The following is a 19813-nucleotide window of genomic DNA, read 5'->3' as shown; positions in this document are numbered from 1 at the left end:
TTCAGGGTTGACGATGGCCGAGAGCGTCGTAGCCGACCTCGGCGAGGACGGCGGTGAGTGCCGGTGTCATCTGGTCGCGGAGCGCGACACTGCCGACCGCGAGAGCGCCGAGCGCCCCCGCCACGCGCAGCGCGCGGGTCTCGTCGCAGAGGAACGCGTCGCCGAACGCCTCCGAGATCGCTTCGCCGACCACTTCCAGCGCCCTCTTGCTCTCCCCTTCGCTGAGCAGGGAGGAGAGCAGCAGCGCCACGGCACCGGGCTGGTCGAGGGCGAGTTCGGCGATCGCGGTGATCACGGCGCGGTCCCGCTCCGGCCCGACCGGCAGATCCGACACTCCGGTGGCGGTGTCCCTGATCTGCTCGACACAACGGTCGATCACGGCCGTCTGCAGCGCCTCCTTGGTCGGGAAACGGTGCAGCAGGCCGGTCTTCGAATAGCCCACCGTGTCCGCGATGCGCTGCACCGACGTCTCCTTGAAGCCGTGGCGGGCGAAGAGGCCGGCCGCGGTGTCGAGGATCTCGTCGTCGATCTGCTGCTTCGTGGGGCGAGGCATAGGACCACGGTAGACCGAAACGGACCAAGATGGTCCGGGAGGGACCGTGTCGGTCCCCACATCGGTGATGCTAGGTTTCCCGGTTCCCGCTGAGGAAAGGGATAAACCCGGAGAGGTACGGGTCGGGCCCGTCCATCGCCTTGCCGAACACGAGGTCGTCCTCGGAGTGGCATTCCACGAGATATATCGGCAGATATTGCTTTTTGACGGCCGTTATCGCCGCCTCCACCGGAACCACGGGTCCCGTGAAATCGCCGGCATCGCGGCGTGCGAGCAGTGTGGTGAGCGCCCCGCTCGGCAGCTCGGACATTTCCGAAATCTCGTGAAATGTTGTCCCGTCTTGGAGCGTCAACGCCGGCCGGGTCAACCAGACCGAGTGGATCGCCGTGACATACGGGACCGGCGACCCGGTGAAACCGTCGAACCGCAGCAGCATCCGCCTGCCGGACACCAGCTGGTAGCGCCGCCCGTCCTGCACCGACCGCCGGCCCAGCTCGGTGAGGTCCAGCTTGTCGCCGTTCCGCACGAGGTGCCCGATCCCGGCCAGATGCCGCACCACCCGGGCCACCATCGGCGGTTCCACACCGAGGAAGTCGGCCAGTTCCCCGGTCCGGTCCAGGCCGCCCTCGGCGACCGCCCGGGACAGATAGCGGTCGAGGACGTCGTAGGACTGCGACTCCCGGACCGTCGCTGCCACCTCGACGGCCCAGAATCCGAGCAGCAGCGGCACGATCCGGCGCGGCCGGACCCCGGGCAGCGCGCCGACCCGCCGCTCGATCTCGCGGAGGGGAAGGTGCGCCGCCTCGCTCACGGTCCCGCCCTCAGCCGGACCCGGTTCGCGGCAGGGGCCTTCTCCAGCAAGCGTTCCAGCACGCTCTGCGTCAGCAGTCCGGCCACCTCGTCGGGGACGAGCGCCGAGCCGACCTCCCGCAGCGGCGCGCGCGCCACGTCGCCGGCCAGGACCGCGCGGCGGGCCCGGACCAGCGGGACGAGGGCGGCCGGCAGCGTGGCCCGGCCCGCGTCCACGATCACGACCAGGTCGAACTCCAGGTCACCGTGCTCCGGGCGGCCCACACCGAGGCAGGTGGTGGCGACGACGTCGGCGTAGCGCAGCAGCTCGGCGTGCAACTGCCGGCTGGGACGCGCGGCCCGCTGCCGCCATTCGCGCAGCAGCCCGGCCCTGCCGCGCAGCACCGGCTCCAGGGAGTCGCACTGCTCGGCGAACCCGGCCAGGCCAGCCGGGTCAGCGGTCCACCCGGGGTCCTTCGCGACGCCGTCGAGGAGCCGGGCCAGCCGGTACGCCGACCGTTCGGCGGCCTCCAGAGCCCGATGGGCGGCCAGGTCGGCGAAGGCGGCGTGATCGGCGGCGGCCCGGACGGCACTGTCCTGCTCGACCTCCTTGGTCAGCTGGTCGGCGCGGTCGGCGTACTCCTCCCGGGCCCGCGCCAGCGCCTCCCTCGCCTCGGCGGCGGCCGGGACCGCGGCGGCGAGCCGGGTTCGCAGGCGGCCCGCCCGCCAGCGCCCGAACCGTGAGCTCTCGGCCCGTCGCAGCGACGCGCCGAGCCGCTGCACCGCCTCCTCGGCGAGGGCCACCGCGCGTTCGGCGACCTCGACGACGCGGCGCTGGTCCCGTACCGGCCCGCCGAGCCTCTCCCGGGCCGCGGCCGCCACCTCGTCGTGGCCGGCGCCGGCCACGTCGGCCCGGGACCGCTCCTGCTCGGCCTCGGCGAGCGCGCTGCCGAGCCGGCGCAGCCAGCCCGCCGCCGGGGAGGGTTCGCCGAGCCAGGGTTCGAGCCGGAGCGCCGCCGCCTGCGACCGCGCCAGGATGCCGCGCTGCGTCTCGGCCGCCGCTGCCGCCAGGGTCCGATCACCGTCACCGCTCTGATCGGCGCGGACGACGAGGTGCCCGGGCGGCAGCCTGGTGACGACGGCGTCCACCGTCGCCGAGTCGGGGGCGGTGACCAGCACCCGGTCGCCACGGTCGGCGGCCGCCCGCACGATCTCCACGACGGTCAGGGTCCGTGCAGCCCCTTGCGGTGCGATCAGACAGAGGAGATCCGGTACGGCCAGAGCCCGCCGGACCGCCTCGGCCCGATCAGGGGCGGTCCCGCCGGCGACGAACCCCGCGTCGGCGTCGGCAGCGGGAGGCGGTGGCAGGAAGCGGCCCTCGGCGACCAGCGCCAGCAGACCGGGGTTGGCGGTGGCGCCCGCTCGGAGGCGGACTATCGCGTCGCGCTGGATGCGCTCGCCGAGTCCGGCGTCGGCCGCCGCCCGCTGGGCCGGGATGCGCTCGGCCGCCGCGTCCAGCTCATGGGCGGCCACCACCGCGAGCTCCAGGGCAGCGCAGAACCGGTCGTTCCGATACCGTGCGGACGACGGGGTGGAGACGAAGGCGTCGACGCCGATGGAACCGCGTTCGCGGTCATCGCGATCTAGATCGACAGAGGTCGACGCCATCCCCTCACCCTAGTTGCGCCCCGGCAAGCACAACAAACACGCTTTGTGCGTTCACGAGGACCACGGTTGCCGTGGAAGCGCTCCCACCGCACGATCACCGGCATACCGCATCCCCGGTCACGACACTCGTCGATTCACACGTCCGGGTGACATGCCGATAGACATTCCGTGGACCTCCTCCGCCGGCTGCCCGCCCGGACCCTCACGGCGCTCGCCGCGATCGTCGCGGTCAGCGCGCTGGCGCAGGTGCTGCACGTGCTCGCGTTCGGCATCGACTTCGACCCGCTGCGCAATGCGGCGATCGATCTTCTGCACGGTGAGTCGATCTACACCGACCCGTACTTCGTCTATCCCCCGACGGCCGTGCTGTTCCTGCTGCCGGCGGCCCTCGGCGACGAGCACACCGCGTTCGCCGCCTGGATCGTCGCCGGCGGCGCGGCCCTGGCCTGGACCGCCTGGAGGATCGGCCGCCTGGCTCCCGGCTGCCGCTCCGACGTGTTCACCGCGGTGGCCCTGCTCGGTCTGCTCGGCGGGTTCGCCGCCGCACGGTCCCTCTCGCTCGGCAACCTGACCGTCTTCCTGGCGCCGGCCGCCGCCGGGATCCTGCTGGCCTTCCACCGCGGACGCTGGCTCGCCGGCTGCGCGCTCCTCGCCGCGACGCTGCTGGTCAAACCACTGCTCGTACCGCTGCTGCTCGTCCCGGCCGTGCACCGGCAGTGGTCGGCGCTGCTCCGCACGATGATCCCGGCCGGCGTCCTGCTGCTGCTCGCCGTGGCGCTGATGCCGGGCGGCACCCGCTATCCGGAACTGCTGCGCTACATCGCCTCCGGGACCAACCTGCACGGCGGCAACGCGGTGAACAACCTGTCGCTGCGGGGCTGGGCGGAGGCGCAGGCCTGGCCGCATCTCACCGGGACTGCCGCGGCCACCGCCGCGTTGCTTTTCCTCCTTGTACGGGTGACCCGCACACTGACGACCATGAGCAGACCACCGGCCGTCTGGCTGGGGACGCTGCTGCTCCTGACGACGTTCCTGGCCGGCGGCATCGCCGAGGTGCACTACCTGCTCGTCGTCCTGGCCGCGGTGCTCGTGCTGCTCGCGCTGGAACCGCCCGGCTCCCGCACGTGGCTGCCGTTCGTGCCGGGCACGGCCCTGATCGCGGTGCCCGGACCGTACGCCGAAATGGTCCTCGGCCGCGGCTCCGGCGCCCAGACGTGGCTGGTCCTGGCCGAGCTGCTGCTCTTCGCCGCGCTGCTGGCCTTCCCTCTCGGCGCCACGAGCACCCGGCCGCCGGCGCTCCCCGCCCTCCAACCCCACCGGCACCCGGTGTGACACCATCGCCGCAGGATGCGGGCGGGGTATGGCGGTCGCCGTGGCGGTACGCCGTCGCGGGCGTGCTCGCCGGCTTCGTCGGGCTGACCGCCCGGATCGATCCACCGGACCTCGTGGAGTTCGCCGGCTACGGTCAGCGGCTGCTCGGCGGGCACCTCGACGGCATCTACGACAGCGGCTGGACGCAGGCCGGGCCGCTGCAACTGCTGATCAGCCGTCTGCTGCTGATCGGCGGGACCGAGGCGCCCGCAGCGGCCACGATCTTCGGGGTCGACGCGCTGCTGATGGTCGCCGGTCTGCGGCTGTGCCGGGGCGATCCGCGCCGGGAGATCGCCACCGCGCTGCTGACCCTGCTCTGGCTGACGCTGCCGTTCCCCTGGGACGGCCACCCCGCCGAGCTGCTGATCCCGGCCGCCTGGGCGGGCGCGGCGGTGCTGAGCCGCGACCACCGCCCGATCGCCGCCGCCGTCACCCTGGGACTGTCCGCCGCGATCGCGCCGTGGGCCGTCCTCGGCTTCCCCTGTCTGCTCGCCACCACCCGGCTGCCGAGAGCGGTACTCGTCGCGGCCGCCGGCGGGGTGCTCGGCGTGGCGGCCTACCTCCCGTTCGTGCTGGCCGGCGACTTCGGCATGTTCCGCCACGTCTGGCAGGTCGCGGACGGGACCCTCGCCGACCTCGCCGGGCTCGACACCGTCACCTGGCCGCTGCGGCTCGTCCAGGCTGTGATCGTCGCCGGAGGCTGCGCCTGGGTGGCGTGGCGCTGCCGCGACCAGCTGTTCGCCGCGCCCGCCGCCGCCACCCTGCTGCGGATCGCGACGGACCCGGTGGTGTTGCGCTACTACTGGGGGCCGGTCGCGCTGACCACCGTGCTCACGCTGGCGCTGATCCCGGATCGGCGCTGGTGGGCGGCGGTCCTGCTCGGGTACGCCGCGCTCCTCTCGGCGTCGCTGGGTCTCGCCGTCGCCGGGGCGCTCGCCTGTCTCGGCATCCTGCTGGCGACGATCCACTTGCCGGCCAGGCCCTAGAGTGCAGTCATGCCGATTGCCGTCCCTGCAGCAGACCTCCTCTTCGTCGGCGGGCGGGTCTTCACCGCCGATCCCGCCGCCGGCTACGCCACCACCGTCGCCGTGCGGGACGGCCTGATCCAGGCGGTCGGCGCCGACGACGTCCGCGAGCTGGCCGGCCCGCGGACCGAGATCGTCGACCTGCGCGGGCGCCTGCTGCTGCCCGGATTCCAGGACGCGCACGTGCACGCCGTCATGGGCGGCATGGAGCTGAACCAGTGCGACCTCACCAACACCACCGACGTGGCCGAGTACCTGCGCCGGGTACGGGAGTACGCCGACGCCCACCCCGATCTGGAGTGGATCTCCGGCGGCGGCTGGGCCATGGAGAGCTTCCCCGGCGGTGTTCCCGGCCGCGAGCTGCTGGACAGCGTCGTACCGGACCGCCCGGTGTTCCTCTCCAACCGCGACCACCACGGCGCCTGGGTGAACAGCAAGGCCCTGGAGCTGGCCGGGATCACCGCGGACACCCCGGACCCGGAGGACGGCCGGATCGACCGGGCGCCGGACGGCTCCCCCGCGGGCGGCCTGCAGGAAGGCGCCATGCGGCTGGTCACCGACCTGCTGCCGGAGACCACCGCGGCCGACCGGCTGGCCGGGCTCCACCGGGGCCAGGAGCTGCTGTTCTCCCTCGGCGTGACGGCCTGGCAGGACGCCATGGTGTGCGCGACGAACGGTTACCCGGACGTCTCCGACGCGTACCTGGCCGCGGCGAAGGACGGCTCGCTGCGCGCCACCGTCGCCGGCGCGCTCTGGTGGGACCGCGACCGGGACGGCTCGCAGATCCCGGAACTGGTCGCGAAGCGGGAGAAGTTCACCGTGGGCCGGCTGCGGTGCGACAGCGTGAAGCTGATGCTCGACGGCGTCGCGGAGAACTTCACCGCGGCGATGACCTCGCCGTACCGGGACGGGTGCGGGTGCGCCACCACGAACCGCGGGCTGTCCTTCATCGACCCGGCCCTGCTTCCGGCGTACGTCACCGAACTGGACGCGCTCGGCTTCCAGGCCCACTTCCACGCCCTCGGCGACCGGGCGGTCCGCGACGCGCTGGACGCGGTGGAGGCGGCGCGGGACAAGAACGGGTACACCGACACCCGGCCGCACCTCGCTCATCTGCAGGTCGTGCACCCCGACGACGTGCCCCGGTTCCGGCGCCTCGGGGCCAGCGCCAACCTGCAGGCGTACTGGGCCTCGCACGAGCCGCAGATGGACGACCTGACGATCCCGTTCCTCGACCCGGACGCGGTCGGCCGCCAGTACCCGTTCGGTGACCTGCGGCGGGCCGGCGCTCATCTGGCCGCGGGCAGCGACTGGCCGGTGACGACCCCGGACCCGATCGAGGCCATCCACGTCGCCGTGAACCGGGTGCACCACGGCAGCGACTACCCGCCGTTCCTGCCCGGTCAGGAGTTGGATCTCGCCACGGCGCTCACGGCGTACACGGCGGGGTCGTCCTTCGTGAATCACCTCGACGACCGAGGCGTGATCCGCGCCGGCAAGGTGGCCGACCTGGTCGTCCTCGACCGCGACCCGTTCGACGCGCCGGCGCGCGAGATCGGCGAGGCGTCGGTGGCGCACACCTACGTCGACGGTGAGCTCGTCTACTCCGCATAAGAGACTGCTCGGCATGGGGAGAAGGCCCGGTCAGAACCCGGGCCTTCTCCGTCAGCTCACTTCTCGGCGGGCTCGTCCTCGTCGTCCTCGGACTCGTCGGCGGCTTCCGCCTGCTGCTGGTGCGCGTGCCGGGCCGGCTGCACGGGCTGCGGGTGCGCGGACTGCGGGTGCGCGGACTGCGGGTGCGCGGCGGCCTCCAGTTCCTCGGCGACCGGCTCCTCGTCGATCACCTCGGCGGCGAGCTGCGGGGCGTCCATCCAGAGGGCGCGCAGCTGGCTCTGCATGAAGGCGGTGAGACGGCCGCGGTACTCGCGGTCGAAGTCCTCGAGGGCCTCGATCTGCTGCTGCAGCGCCTCACGCTTCTGGCCGAGGCTGCCGACCACGTCGTCGTAGCGCTGCTGGGCCTGGTGGCGCAGCTGCTCGGCGCCGGCGACCGCGTCGGCACCGATCGTCTCGGCCCGGGAACGGGCGTCCGACACGATCTTCTCGGCGGTACGCCGGGCCTCCTCGGCACGGGCCTGGGCGTCGCGGGCCATCTGCTCGGCCGCGGCGCGCGCCTCGGCCAGCACCCGATCGGCCTCCCGGCGCACGTTGTTCGCGTGCGCCTGCGCGTCCCGGGCGATCTGCTCGGCGGCGGCCAGCGCATCCGTACGGATCTTGTCCGCGTGGTGCTGGGCACTCGCCACGTGCTCCTCGGCCGTGCGCTGGGCGAGGGCCAGCACCTGGAGCGCCTGGTTCGGCAGGCCGGGGTTCGGCGGGATCATGGTGTGCTCCGAGGTCTCACTGTCCGTCCCATTGAGCAGCACTTCGACACGTTCCTTATCTGATTGTCAGCGCAGAGGGGGATCAGGTCCCGGCCCCGGGTTCCCGTCGGAGCTATGACCATGATCGGCGGATGCTACCAACTTGAGCAGGCCGTTTGCGAGAGAGCAGCGGTGAACGAACGATCACGCCGAGCAGGCGATTTCCGGAACCAGGCACAAAACGGATATTCGCCCCAATAGGCTCGGGATCATGTTGGCCGCACTCCTCACCGCCGCCCTGACGGCCGGTTCCGTGCTCGTGCCCACCCCGGCCGGCGCGACCGGCCAGGCCGGATACACGGTCGCGTACTGGCGGATGGACGAGCAGCCGCACGCCACCCGGATGCTCGACAGCAGTGGCAACGGCCTGGAGGGCAGAATCGGCGGCGAGGTCGCCACCGGACTGACGTCGGGCGACGACATCGGCTACCACTTCGAGCGCCTCGAACCGGACACCCCGCCCACCCGGCCCGGCCATCTGGTCGTGGTTCCCGACGATGCGGCCCTCGATCCGGGGACGAACGACTACGCCGTCACGGTCCGGCTCCGCACCAGGAACAAGTTCGGCAACATCATCCAGAAGGGACAGGCCACGGTCGCGGGCGGCAACTTCAAGCTGCAGATCCCGAGCGGGCGGGTGGAGTGCACGTTCCGGGGGCCCAAGGCGTTCCTGGAGGTGGTCGCGCCGTACTCGATCAACGACGGGGACTGGCACATCGTGCGGTGCGTCCGCGTACAGCAAGGGGTGGCCTTGATGATCGACGGGCAGCAGGTGGCGGCGCGCAGCGGCTGGACCGGCCCGATCGTGAACTCGTGGCCGGTGTCGATCGGGGGCAAGCTGGACTGCGACCAGATCGACGTCGGGTGTGACTACTACGCGGGCGACCTGGACTACATCACGATCGAGGCCGCACCCCCGGCGTGGTGACCACCGCCGCACTGCCGCGCCGTGGCACTGCCGCGCCGTGGCACCGCCGCACCGCACCGCCCCGCCGCACCGCCGCACCACCGCACCGCACCGCACCGCCCCACCGCACCGCCCCACCGCCCCACCGCACCGCACCGCACCGCACCACCGCACCGTGGCACCGTGGCACCGTGGCACCGTGGCACCGCCCGGATCTTGAGCGTTTTCCCACCCGCAGGGGCCAGGAATCGCTCAAGATCCGCGCAGGAGGCGGGGAGACGGGACGACGGGACAGCGGGGAGACGGGACAGCGGGGAGACGGGACAGCGAGAAGGTCAGCGGCCGAACCCGCGGGCCAGCCGGTGGTACGCCTGGTTCCAGCGCACCTCCTTGGCGAACGACCGCGTCGTGGTGTCCTGGTCGATCACCAGCAGCTCGGTGCCGGCCATCTCGGCCAGGTCCGCGAGCTCCTCGGCGCCGACCGACGCCGACAGCACGGTGTGGTGCGGTCCGCCGGCGGTGAGCCAGCACTCGGCCGACGTCTCCAGGGTCGGCGCCGGCTTCCAGACGGCCCGGGCGACCGGCAGCTTCGGCAGCGGCGCGGTCGGCGGAACCACCTCGATCTCGTTCGCCACCAGGCGGAACCGCTCCCCCAGGTCGGCGAGGCCGAGCACGATCGCCGGTCCGGGCGCCGCGTCGAAGACCAGGCGGACCGGGTCCTCGCGACCGCCGATGCCGAGCGGGTGGATCTCAAGGCGAGGGGTGCCGGCCGCGATCGTCGGGCAGACCTCCAGCATGTGGGCGCCGAGGATGACCTCGTTGCCCGGCGTCAGGTCATAGGTGTAGTCCTCCATGAAGGACGTCGCGCCACCCGGGGCCATCGCCTTGAGGGTGTGCACCAGCACCGAGGTCTTCCAGTCGCCCTCGCCGCCGAAGCCGTAGCCGTCGGCCATGAGCCGCTGGACCGCGAGGCCGGGTAGCTGGCGAAGGCCGCCGAGGTCTTCGAAGTTGCTGGTGAACGCCTTGAAGCCGCCCTCGGTGAGGAACTGCCGGAGGCCGATCTCGATCCGGGCTCCGTAGCGCAGGGAGTCGTGCCGATCGCCACCCGCCAGCAGAGAAGGCGCGATTTCGTAGATGTCGGAGTACTCCGACACCAGCTTGTCGATCTCGGCGTCGAGGACCTGGTCCACGACCGCCACCAGGTCGTTCACACCGTACGTGTTGACCGAGACGCCGAAGCGAAGCTGAGCCTCGACCTTGTCGCCCTCGGTGACGGCCACGTCCCGCATGTTGTCGCCGAAACGGGCCAGCTTGAGCGTGCGCATCGCTGAATAGCCGCGGGCCGCCCGTACCCAAGTCTCGATCTTCTTGATCACCGCCGGATTGCTGACGTGCCCGGCCACCGTCTTGCGCGGAACCCCGAGGCGGCTCTCGATGAACCCGAACTCCCGGTCACCGTGCGCGGCCTGGTTGAGGTTCATGAAGTCCATGTCGATCTCGGCCCAGGGCAGCTCGACGTTGTGCTGGGTGTGCAGGTGCAGCAGCGGCGCCCGCAGCGCGTCCAGGCCGGCGATCCACATCTTGGCGGGCGAGAACGTGTGCATCCAGGTGATCACACCGAGCACGCCCGGCGTCGACGAGGCCCGGCGGCACACGTCGAGGATCTGCTCGGCGCTGGTGAGCACCGGCTGCCACACCACGTCGGCGTCGATGGAGGCGTCCAGCTGGGCGGCGATCTCGCGGGACTGCGACGCGACCTGGTCCAGGGTCTCCGGCCCGTAGAGCCCCTGGCTGCCGGTGAGGAACCAGACTTCCCCGTTGCTCATCTACTTACCTTTCGCGTCACGAGTCGCTGCAGAACGATGAAGGCGAAGAGCAGAACGCCGACGATGATCCGGGTCCAGGCGGCGTTCAGGTCACCCTGGAAGATGATGATCGTCTGGATCAGGCCGGTCACCAGCACGCCGAGCAGCGCGCCGAAGACGTAGCCGGAACCGCCGGTCAGCAGCACGCCGCCGATGACGCAGGCGGCGATCGCGTCGAGCTCCAGGCCGTTGCCCTGCAGGGCCCAGCCGGAGGTCGAGTTGATGCTGAACAGCACGCCGCCGAGCGCCGCGCAGAAGCCGCTCAGGGTGTAGACGGCGATCCGGGTACGCGCCACCGGCAGACCCATGAGCAGCGCGGAGTCGGCGCTGCCGCCGATCGCGTAGACGTTGCGGCCGAACCGGGTCCAGGCCAGCACCGCCGCGGCGATCAGCACCGCCAGGATCGCCACGATGGCGACCGGCTTGGTGACGACGCCGTCGGCGAGCGGGATCCGGTACTCGGAGATCGCCTTCCAGGTCTCGTCCCGGATCGGGATCGAGCTCTGGTTGATGAAGAGCGCGATGCCCCGGGCCAGGAACAGACCGGCCAGCGTCGCGATGAACGGCTCCACCTTGAAGTAGTGGATCACCGCGCCCTGCCCGGCGCCGATCAGCGAGCCGAGCAGCAGGACCAGCACCAGCACGACGAGCGGCGGCCAGCCGCCCTGCAGCAGGGTGGCGGTGAGCGTGGTGGTCATCGAGATGACGGCGCCGACCGACAGGTCGATGCCGCCGGTGAGGATCACGAACGTCATGCCGACCGTGACGACCAGCAGCACCGCGTTGTCGCGGAACAGGTTGACGATGACGCTCGGCTGCCCGAAGTTCTCGTAGTTCGCCACGCCGGCGCTGTACATGATGACCAGCAGGGCGAGGGTCGCCAGGATCGGGATGTACTTGGTGTTCGGCCGGTAGACCCGCCGACGGGGGTTGACCGGCGAGTCCTTCTTGTTGCCGGTGTCCGGCGTGGCGTCGATGGTGGTCACGCGATGGCCTCCGTCCGCGTCTTGAATCGCCCGAACACCTTCGCCCGGAACTCCGGGGACTGGGACAGGCAGAGCGCGACCACGACGACGGCCTTGAAGAGCAAGGTCAGATCGGACGGTACGCCGATCGCCACGACCGTGACGCCGAGCGCCTGGATGAGGACCGCGCCCAGGACCGTGCCGGCGATGGAGAACCGGCCACCGATCAGGGCGGTGCCACCGATCACCACGGCGAGGATCGCGTCGAGCTCGATCAGGTTGCCGGCCGCGATGCTGTCCGCACTCTTGATGTTCGCGCTGTAGATCAGGCCCGCGAGCCCGGCGAACCCACCGGACACGACGTAGACCATCACGGTGATCCGCTTGGCCCGGATGCCGGCCAGGCGGCTTGCGGTCGGGCTGCCGCCGACCGATTCCAGGAGCAGACCCAGCGCGGTACGCCGGGTCAGCAGTGTGATGAGCACGACCGCCGCGACGGCGATCAGGAACGCCACCGGCAGCGCCAGGAAGAACCCGGTCGCGATCGTCGCGTACGGCCCGGACTGCACGTTGATGATCTGACCATCGGTGATCAGCTGCGCGATGCCGCGGCCGGCCACCATCAGGATCAGCGTCGCGATGATCGGCTGGATCCCGATGATCGCGACGAGCGTCCCGTTCCAGAGGCCGGCCAGCAGCGACACCCCGATCGCGACCAGGATGATCAGCAGGACGCTGCCCACGCTGTTCTGGTTGCCGAGATCGCTGATCAGCAGACAGGCGACGGCGCCGGAGATCGCCATGACGGAACCGACCGAGAGGTCGATGCCGCCGGTCGCGATCACCAGCGTCATGCCGAGCGCGACCAGCACCAGCGGGGCGCTGCCCCGCAGGATGTCGATCAGGCTGCCGAAGAGGTGCCCGTCGCGGACCGTGACGAACTGGTTGGAGGTGAACGCGTTGACGACCAGCAGGACCACCAGGATCGCCGCCGGCCAGAACAACCTGTTCTTGAGGATGGTCATGCTGTAGCTCCGCTGGCGATGGTTTGCATGATGCGGTCGGCGTCGACGTCCGGCGTGTTCTCCAGCTCCTCGACCAGACGCCGGTCCCGCAGCACCTCGATCTTGTGGCTGAGCCGGAGGACCTCTTCCAGCTCGGCGCTGACGAAGAGCACCGCCATGCCGCCGTCGGACAGCTCGGCGACCAGCTTCTGGATCTCCGCTTTGGCGCCGACGTCGATGCCGCGGGTGGGCTCGTCGATGATCAGCAGCCGGGGCTCGGTGATCAGCCAGCGGGCGAGCAGCACCTTCTGCTGGTTGCCGCCGGACAGGTTGCGGACCTGACGCTCCGGGTCGGCGGGCCGGATCTGCAGCGCCTTGATGTACTTCTCGACGATCTCGTCCTGCTTGCGGCGTGGGATCGGCCGGGTCCAGCCACGGGAGGCCTGCAGCGCCAGGATGATGTTCTCCCGGACGCTCAGCTCGCCGATGATGCCCTCGGTCCGGCGGTTCTCCGACGAGAAGGCGATCCCCCGCTTCATCGCCACCTGCGGGTCACGCAGGTTGACCTGCTTACCTTCCAGGGAGAGCGTCCCGGTGTCCGGCTTGTCGGCGCCGAAGAGCAGGCGGGCCAGTTCGGTGCGGCCGGAGCCGAGAAGCCCGGCCAGGCCCACCACCTCGCCGGCGTGGATGGTCAGGTTGAACGGCGCGATCGCCCCGGTCCGGCCCAGCTCCTTCGCCTCGAGGACCGGCTCGGCCTCGGCCGTCCTCTCCCGGTTGCGCTGGGCCTTGTCCTCCAGGGACTCCAGGGCCGCGAGCTCCTTGCCGATCATCTTCTCGACGAGGCGTACCTGGGGAAGCTCCTCGGTCTTGAACTCACCGATGAGCTGGCCGTTGCGCAGGACGGTGAGCCGGTCGGACACCTCGTAGATCTGGTCGAGGAAGTGCGAGACGAACAGGATCGCCGTGCCGTCCTCCTTGAGCCGGCGCATCACCGCGAAGAGCTGCTCCACCTCGGACGAGTCGAGGCTGGAGGTGGGCTCGTCGAGGATCAGGACCCGGGCGGAGATGTCGACGGCGCGGGCGATCGCGACCATCTGCTGGATCGCCAGGGAGTACGTGTTGAGCGGCGCGGAGACGTCGATGTTCAGATCGAGCCGGGCGAGCAGCTCGCTCGCGCGCTTCCGCATCAGGCCCCACTGGATCCGGCCGAACTTGCGCGGCTCGCGCCCGATGAAGATGTTCTCCGCCACCGAGAGGTTGGTGCAGAGGTTCACTTCCTGGTACACGGTGCTGATGCCGGCCTGCTGAGCCTGCAGAGGGCCGTTGATGTGCACCACTTCGCCGCCGAGCTTCACCTCGCCGCCGTCGATGGTGTAAACCCCGGTCAGCACCTTGATCAGGGTGGACTTCCCGGCGCCGTTCTCGCCCATGAGCGCATGGACCTCGCCCGGGAACAGCCGGAAATCGACGCCGTCGAGGGCGACGACGCCGGGAAAGACTTTTCGGATCCCGGTCATCTCGAGGACCGGGGACTGCTCGCCCATTACCTGCTCCGTTTCGAAGCTCCGAAAGCGCCCCGGCCGGGCCGGCCGGGGCACTCGTCGGGATCGATCAGTACTGACGGGTGGGCAGGGCTTCCTTCGCCTGCTCCTGGGTGAACGTGGTCTCCTCGGTGAGCACCCGGGCGGGGATCTCCTCACCGGCGTCGGCCTTCTTGACCAGCTCCATCAGCTGCGGGCCGAGGAGCGGGCTGCACTCGACGATGAAGTTGATCTTGCCCTCGGAGAGCGCCGTCATGCCGTCCTTGACCGCGTCAACCGTGATGATCTTGATGTCGGTGCCGGGCTTCTTGCCGGCCGCCTCGATCGCCTCGATGGCGCCGAGACCCATGTCGTCGTTGTGGGCGTAGAGCACGTCGATGTCGGGGGTGGACTGCAGGAAGGTCTCCATCACAGTCTTGCCGTCCGCGCGCTTGAAGTCACCGGTCTGCGACTTCACGATCTTGAAGTTCGGGTTCGCCGCGATCTTCTCGGCGAAGCCCTTCTGCCGGTCGAGCGCCGGCGCCGAGCCCGTGGTGCCCTGCAGCTCCACGATGTTGACCGGCTCGTTCTTGCCCTCGTACTCCTTGACCAGCCAGTCGCCGGCCTTCTGGCCCTCGACGATGAAGTCGGAGCCGATGAAGCTCTTGTAGAGCGACGTGTCCTGCGAGTCCACCGCGCGGTCGGTCAGGATCACCGGGATGCCGGCGTCCTTGGCCTCCTGCAGCACCGCGTCCCACCCGGAGGTGACCACCGGCGAGAAGGCGATGACGTCGACCTTCTGCGTGATGAAGTTGCGGATCGCGGAGATCTGGTTCTCCTGCTTGCCCTGGGCGTCGGAGAACTTAAGATCGATACCAGCCGATGCCGCTGACTCCTGGATGGACTTGGTGTTCGCGGTACGCCAGCCGCTCTCGGCGCCGACCTGGGAGAACCCGAGCGTGATCTTGCCATCGTCGCTGTTGCCCGACCCGCTGTCGTCACCGTCGCTGCCGCCACAGCCGGCGAGCACGGACACGGCCAGGATGCCGCTCAGAGCAGCCGCGGTCCAGTTCCTGCGCACCATAACCTCCCGAAACTTGTTACCGTTCACAAATTGAGCAGCGGTCAACGGCACGTGCTTTGACCGCAGGGATAGTCGTACTGCTGCGACCGGCGTCACAGCTTGCGTTTCGTGAGTGTTACCGTTCTCAACGGGCTCGTCAAGAGATCTCGATCTTTGTTTCAGCCAGATTGCACAAACGGCGGTATCGCCGAGGGTCACCGCGTCATCACCTGCTAGGAATCGTCCAATGGCGACCCCTCCAGCGACGCCGGGTCCGGAACCCGCAGCCCAGCAGCACTCCTCGGCCTCCCGTGCGCGCCGCCTGACCCGCACCGGCAAGGAGCGCGGCACCGTCATGCGCGACGTCGCGAAACTGGCCGGGGTCTCCCACCAGACCGTCTCCAGGGTGATCAACGAACACCCTCATGTGCGCGCCGAGACCCGGGAGCGTGTGCTCGCCGCGATGCGGTCGCTCAACTACCGCCGCAACCTGGCCGCCCGCACCCTCGCCACCCGCGAGTCGCACACCCTCGGCATCATCGGTTTCGAGACCACGCTCTTCGGGCCGGAGTCGATGCTCTACGGCATCGAGAGCGCCGCCCGGGCCGCCGGCTACCTGGTCAGCGTCGCCACCGTGCGTGATCTCGAACAGCGGCCCGTCCTGGAGGCCGTCGACCGGCTGGCCCAGCACGACGTCGACGGCATCATCGCGATCGCACCCAAGCCGTCGGTGCTCACCGCCCTCACCCACGCTCCCGGCGGGCTGGCCTGCGTGGCGGTCGGCGGCGCCGGTTCGTCAGAGGTTGAAACGTTTCCGACGGTGCGGGTGGACAACATGGAGGGTGCCCGGCTCGCCACCCGCCACCTGCTCGAACTCGGTCACACCACGGTCCATCACGTCGCCGGTCCACCCGACTGGCCCGAAGCACAGGCCAGGGTCGAAGGATGGCGAGAGACCTTGTACGCCGCGGGCGCCGTGGTCCCGGCCGTCACCGCCGGATGGTGGGACGCGGCCGCCGGCTACGAGCAGGGCCGCCGCCTCGCCGCCGACCCCGCGGTGACCGCCGTCTTCTGCGCCAACGACCGGATCGCCCTCGGCGTGCTGCGCGCCCTGCACGAGGCCGGGCGGCGCGTACCCGCCGAGGTCAGCGTCGTCGGCTTCGACGACATGCCCGACTCCGGCTTCTTCCTGCCTCCACTCACGACGGTCCGGCAGGACTTCGCCGAACTGGGCCGACGCGCCCTCGCCCTGCTGCTGCGCCACCTGGGTCCACCCGGCGAGTCGCCGCCGGAGGACGTGGTCGTCGCGCCGTCGCTGGTGGCACGGGCCAGCACCACGGCACCCCTGGCGTGACGCTGCGTAGTGTCGTCGATCTGGCAGTCGCTTGGTGAGCAGGGCCGGAACTCACCCGCGACGGTGATTGATCCCGCAGTGTGCCCCCATCGCCGTTACAGTCCGAGGGGTGCTCAACGACGACACACCCGCAGAGATGTCCGCCGATGGTTAGCGGCTGGCTCGGCCGCCGGTCCCGCCCCCGCCTCTCAGGGACCCTGCACATCCGCGACACCGCCGGTCGCGAGCTGGCCGTGCCGCTGCGCGGTCGCGCCACCGTCCTGACGGCTTACGGAACCGGCCTGACCGGCTACGGCGAAGTCCACGCCGTCCACACCACACCGGGCTCCACCGACACCAGCCTGATGATCAGTTACGGTCGCGACGGGTCTGCCGACCTCCGCGAGTCGGGTCTGTGCGCCCCCGGTGAGACGGTGCTCCTGGGCGGCGTGGCGTTCACCTGGCGTCACCAGCCGGCAGCGATCCCCCGCCCGCGAAGCGCAGCCCCCAACATGCCACGCACGCTGCGCCCGGCCGCCACCGCTCAGCCGGCCAACGCCCACCCGGCGCCGGCCGCCCCGACGGGCCGTCTCGAGAACCTCCTGCGCAACCGCCCGGCCGACGCACCCCGCCCCACGACCCCGAACCCGCGCCCCAATTCCACCACCTGACAGCCAGCACCTCGACCGGCCCGAGCTCGCGGGTGGCCTCCCATGGCGGATCTTGAGCTTTTTACGACCGGATCCGGTGGTAAAAAGCTCAAGATCGCGGAGAGGGGCCGCGGAGAGGGGCCGCGGAGAGGGGCCGCGGAGAGGGATCGCGGAGAGGGATCGCGGAGAGGGCAGCGAGGCACGGAGTGCGTGCGGCGCCATCGGAGCACACGGTTCTGCTCACGCCGCGACTTCCCGATGCGGTCACCGACCCCGGTCCGCCGTGGATGAAGGCAGGAATGCGAGGAAGCGGGCGGACCGGGCCGGGACGGCCGGCCCGGTCCGCACCCGGTAGGGATGCCGTTGGGGAGATGCCCGGCCGGTGACCTCAGGGCTTCGGGTTGCCGTAGTACGCGCCCGGCCCGTGCTTCCGCTTGAAGTGGCGCTCCTGCAAGTGCTGCGGGATGCTCGCCGCCGGATTCAGGGCGAGCGTCTTCAGGGCCATCTCCGCGACGGCCTCGCAGATGATCCCGTTCTGCACCGACTTGACCGGGTCGGCACCCCACGTGAACGGCCCATGATTGGCGACCAGGGCGGCGGGCATGGCCGCGGCAGCCTCGTCGTCGCCGATCGTCTCCACGATCACCCGGCCCGTGTTGAGCTCGTAGTCCACAGCGCATTCGGCGGCGGTCAGCCCCCGGGTGACGGGGACCGGGCCGTTGAAGGTGTCGGCGTGCGTGGTGCCGAGCAGCGGGATGTCCAGCCCCGCCTGCGCGAAGGCGACGGCGTTCGTGGAGTGCGTGTGGGTGACGCCGCCGATCGAGGGCCAGGCCAGGTAGAAGGCGCGGTGCGACTCGCTGTCCACGGACGGGCGCAGGTCGCCGGCGAGGACCTTGCCGGTCTCCAGGTCGACGGGGACGAGGTGGTCCTCGGTCAGCTCGTCGTACGCGACGCCGGACGGCTTGATCAGGTAGAGCCCCGCCTCACGGTCGATGCCGCTGACGTTTCCCCAGGTCAGCTGGGCGAGCCCGGCCGCCGGGATCATCAGGTTGGCCCGGAGCACGGCCCGGCGCAGGGCCTTCGAACCGTAAGTCAACGCCGTCTCCCCACACAAAACAAAGTTGCGAATGTTAGCGCTCACCATAACCGACGCATACCAGGCCTGGAAACGTCACGTTAACGCCAACACTGCCAGCTCCACCCGGCCCTGAGCTGCTCAGGAAGCGCCGGCCGCGTACGCCAGGAAACCGTCCGGCGTCCCGGTCTGGCACACGACTTCATAGGAGACCAGGACGAGGGGGTACGCGTCATCGGCCATCCCGTCGTATCGCAGCGCGATCCGGAGGTCGTCGCCGGCCGCTGCGCCAGGTATCGCGTGAAGTTGTCGGTGGTGCCGCTGGGCGGTAGGAGGCCCGGGTGTCCAGCAGGCGAACACCCGGACATCACAGCGTCACATCAGCGGAGAACGCGCCTGTCCGGGTGCAGCGACTCGGGCAGCGCGATGGTGATCCACTCGTTGTTGTCGGCCACGCCGGCGGTCCGCCCGCTGGAGAACGGGAAGTTGTTGTCGTTCAGCACGGCGATGGTCGTGGCGTCCAGGATCACGACGTCCTCGATCGTCTGGAACGGGAAGGTGAACGTGGTGCCGAAGCCGCCGAGCCCGCGCGGGTTGGCGATGTTCATCAGGTCGACGACGAGCTTCTTGGCGAGCGTGCCGTCGGAGCGCTTGGTGGCGAGGTAGATCTTCTTGTTCACCGCGGTGGCGCCCTGGCCGCCGTCCCGCTCGATGATCAGGAAGCGGTCCTTGTCGACGGCGATGGCGTCGCCGATGGCGTGCGACGGCGAGTCCAGCTGGTAGGTCCAGCGCTTGCCGGTGTACTTGCGGGTGCGCAGGTCGAACTGGTTGAGCCGCAGCTGACCGGCGGGGTCGCCGGTGACGGTGCCTTCGAGCAGCGGGTAGAGGTAGCGGCCGTCGGGCGAGGCGGCCATGCCCTCGAAGCCCTTGCTGCTGCCGAGGGTCGCGGTCACGCCGGTCCGCGCGGCCGTCTCCGGCGCGACGACGCCGTCGAGCGGGGCCGGCGCGGCGAGCAGCCTGCCGGTCCGGTCGAAGTGCAGCAGGTAGGGGCCGAACTCGTCGCCGATCCAGTACGAGCCGTCCGCGCCCTTGACGATCGACTCCACGTCGAAGTCGGCGCCGGTGAGCACCCGGTCCGTGCGGGTCAGCTTCCACGGCACGTGGCCGTCCGGGTCGGTCAGGTTGACGCCGCCGACCACGTCGACGCTGCCGTCCCGGAAGACCGGCGCGAGCCGCTGGACCCGGAGCAGGAAGTCGCCCGAGTTGGCCTGGTTGCCGTACCCGTTGTCGGAGAGCACGTCGAACGTGCCGTCCCCGTTGTCGGCGATGCCGGAGAAGCCCTGGACCGGCTGGTCGGCGAAGGGCGCGGTGAAGCCGTTGAGGTTGCCGGTGACCAGGCTGCCGGAGGGCTCGCTGCCGGGCACGAACGTTCCGGCGGGCAGCGACGCCCAGCCGGTCAGCATGGGCTTGGTGATCTTGTCGTGGTGCTGCCCGCCGGCCACCGACGCGGTGCCGGCCAGGGTCAGGGTGAGCGCGACGGCGCCGGCTCCGGCGATCGTACGATTAATGATCTTTCCCATGTGGCCGGACGGTAGGCATCGACGGTGA

The 19813-nt window shown here is 70.6% G+C and carries 17 protein-coding genes; 6 read left to right on the top strand and 11 right to left on the bottom strand.

All coding sequences use genetic code 11. From position 1 onward, the window contains the following. Nucleotide 1: 1 nt before the first annotated feature. From EP757_RS24025 to EP757_RS24015, 3 genes are all read right to left on the bottom strand, one after another. Entirely contained in the window at nt 2-553 is a 552-nt protein-coding gene (locus EP757_RS24025) for a TetR/AcrR family transcriptional regulator (RefSeq protein WP_127549573.1), read from the bottom strand. 70 nt (nt 554-623) lie between these two features. Then, complete coding sequence (locus EP757_RS24020; protein ID WP_127549571.1) at nt 624-1364, bottom strand: MarR family winged helix-turn-helix transcriptional regulator; 741 nt, start codon at nt 1362-1364, stop codon at nt 624-626. Continuing rightward, nucleotides 1361-3010: an AAA domain-containing protein gene (locus EP757_RS24015; protein WP_127549569.1), complete on the bottom strand. Its 1650-nt coding sequence runs from the start codon at nt 3008-3010 to the stop codon at nt 1361-1363. Before EP757_RS24015 ends, EP757_RS24020 begins: the two co-directional genes overlap by 4 nt. A gap of 168 nt (nt 3011-3178) precedes the next feature. On the opposite strand from EP757_RS24015, the gene EP757_RS24010 reads away from it, so the two are divergent. From EP757_RS24010 to EP757_RS24000, 3 genes are read left to right on the top strand one after another with little or no spacing between them, the layout of a single operon-like run. Next, nucleotides 3179-4342 (top strand): glycosyltransferase family 87 protein, encoded by a 1164-nt coding sequence (locus EP757_RS24010; RefSeq protein WP_127549567.1) that lies wholly within the window; start codon nt 3179-3181, stop codon nt 4340-4342. Beyond that, the gene (locus EP757_RS24005; RefSeq protein WP_127549565.1) at nt 4339-5367 is read left to right on the top strand and encodes a hypothetical protein; all 1029 of its coding nucleotides are present in this window, start codon (nt 4339-4341) and stop codon (nt 5365-5367) included. Before EP757_RS24010 ends, EP757_RS24005 begins: the two co-directional genes overlap by 4 nt. Nucleotides 5368-5376: 9 nt before the next feature. After that, entirely contained in the window at nt 5377-7020 is a 1644-nt protein-coding gene (locus EP757_RS24000; RefSeq protein WP_127549563.1) for an amidohydrolase, read from the top strand. A 56-nt stretch (nt 7021-7076) separates the two neighbouring features. On the opposite strand, the gene EP757_RS23995 is transcribed toward EP757_RS24000, so the two are convergent. Further along, nucleotides 7077-7784, bottom strand: coding sequence for a hypothetical protein (locus EP757_RS23995; protein WP_232049971.1), 708 nt, complete (start codon nt 7782-7784; stop codon nt 7077-7079). 250 nt (nt 7785-8034) lie between these two features. On the opposite strand from EP757_RS23995, the gene EP757_RS23990 reads away from it, so the two are divergent. After that, nucleotides 8035-8751, top strand: a complete 717-nt coding sequence (locus EP757_RS23990) for a LamG-like jellyroll fold domain-containing protein (protein ID WP_127549559.1) — start codon at nt 8035-8037, stop codon at nt 8749-8751. Between the two features lie 314 nt (nt 8752-9065). Here EP757_RS23990 and araA read toward each other — a convergent pair whose 3' ends face one another. From araA to EP757_RS23960, 5 genes are all read right to left on the bottom strand, one after another. Continuing rightward, nucleotides 9066-10556: an L-arabinose isomerase gene (gene araA / locus EP757_RS23980; RefSeq protein WP_127549557.1), complete on the bottom strand. Its 1491-nt coding sequence runs from the start codon at nt 10554-10556 to the stop codon at nt 9066-9068. After that, nucleotides 10553-11581 (bottom strand): galactofuranose ABC transporter, permease protein YjfF, encoded by a 1029-nt coding sequence (gene yjfF, locus EP757_RS23975; RefSeq protein WP_174262440.1) that lies wholly within the window; start codon nt 11579-11581, stop codon nt 10553-10555. Before yjfF ends, araA begins: the two co-directional genes overlap by 4 nt. Then, nucleotides 11578-12585, bottom strand: a complete 1008-nt coding sequence (locus tag EP757_RS23970; RefSeq protein WP_127549555.1) for an ABC transporter permease — start codon at nt 12583-12585, stop codon at nt 11578-11580. The genes yjfF and EP757_RS23970 overlap by 4 nt, the downstream gene beginning before the upstream one ends. After that, the gene (locus EP757_RS23965; protein WP_127549553.1) at nt 12582-14108 is read right to left on the bottom strand and encodes a sugar ABC transporter ATP-binding protein; all 1527 of its coding nucleotides are present in this window, start codon (nt 14106-14108) and stop codon (nt 12582-12584) included. The genes EP757_RS23970 and EP757_RS23965 overlap by 4 nt, the downstream gene beginning before the upstream one ends. Before the next feature lie 67 nt (nt 14109-14175). Further along, a complete protein-coding gene (locus tag EP757_RS23960; protein ID WP_127549551.1) occupies nt 14176-15168 on the bottom strand; it encodes an ABC transporter substrate-binding protein in 993 nt (330 codons plus the stop codon). A gap of 334 nt (nt 15169-15502) precedes the next feature. Here EP757_RS23960 and EP757_RS23955 point away from each other — a divergent pair, with 334 nt between their 5' ends. Both EP757_RS23955 and EP757_RS23950 read left to right on the top strand, forming a co-directional pair. After that, nucleotides 15503-16501 carry a LacI family DNA-binding transcriptional regulator gene (locus EP757_RS23955; protein ID WP_127554408.1) on the top strand — a complete coding sequence of 333 codons (999 nt, stop codon included), beginning with the start codon at nt 15503-15505 and terminating at the stop codon, nt 16499-16501. Between the two features lie 146 nt (nt 16502-16647). After that, the gene (locus EP757_RS23950) at nt 16648-17151 is read left to right on the top strand and encodes a hypothetical protein (RefSeq protein WP_127549549.1); all 504 of its coding nucleotides are present in this window, start codon (nt 16648-16650) and stop codon (nt 17149-17151) included. A 367-nt stretch (nt 17152-17518) separates the two neighbouring features. On the opposite strand, the gene araD is transcribed toward EP757_RS23950, so the two are convergent. Together araD and EP757_RS23935 are read right to left on the bottom strand one after the other, a co-directional pair. Further along, nucleotides 17519-18226, bottom strand: coding sequence for an L-ribulose-5-phosphate 4-epimerase AraD (gene araD / locus EP757_RS23945; protein WP_197725366.1), 708 nt, complete (start codon nt 18224-18226; stop codon nt 17519-17521). Nucleotides 18227-18585: 359 nt separating this feature from the next. Further along, nucleotides 18586-19785 (bottom strand): esterase-like activity of phytase family protein, encoded by a 1200-nt coding sequence (locus EP757_RS23935; protein WP_127549545.1) that lies wholly within the window; start codon nt 19783-19785, stop codon nt 18586-18588. Between the last annotated feature and the right edge of the window lie 28 nt (nt 19786-19813).

The sequence above is a fragment of the Actinoplanes sp. OR16 genome, from assembly GCF_004001265.1.
GTDB lineage: Bacteria > Actinomycetota > Actinomycetes > Mycobacteriales > Micromonosporaceae > Actinoplanes.
Note: the sequence above shows the minus strand (reverse complement) of the source record. Positions and strands in the feature narration are given on the sequence as shown.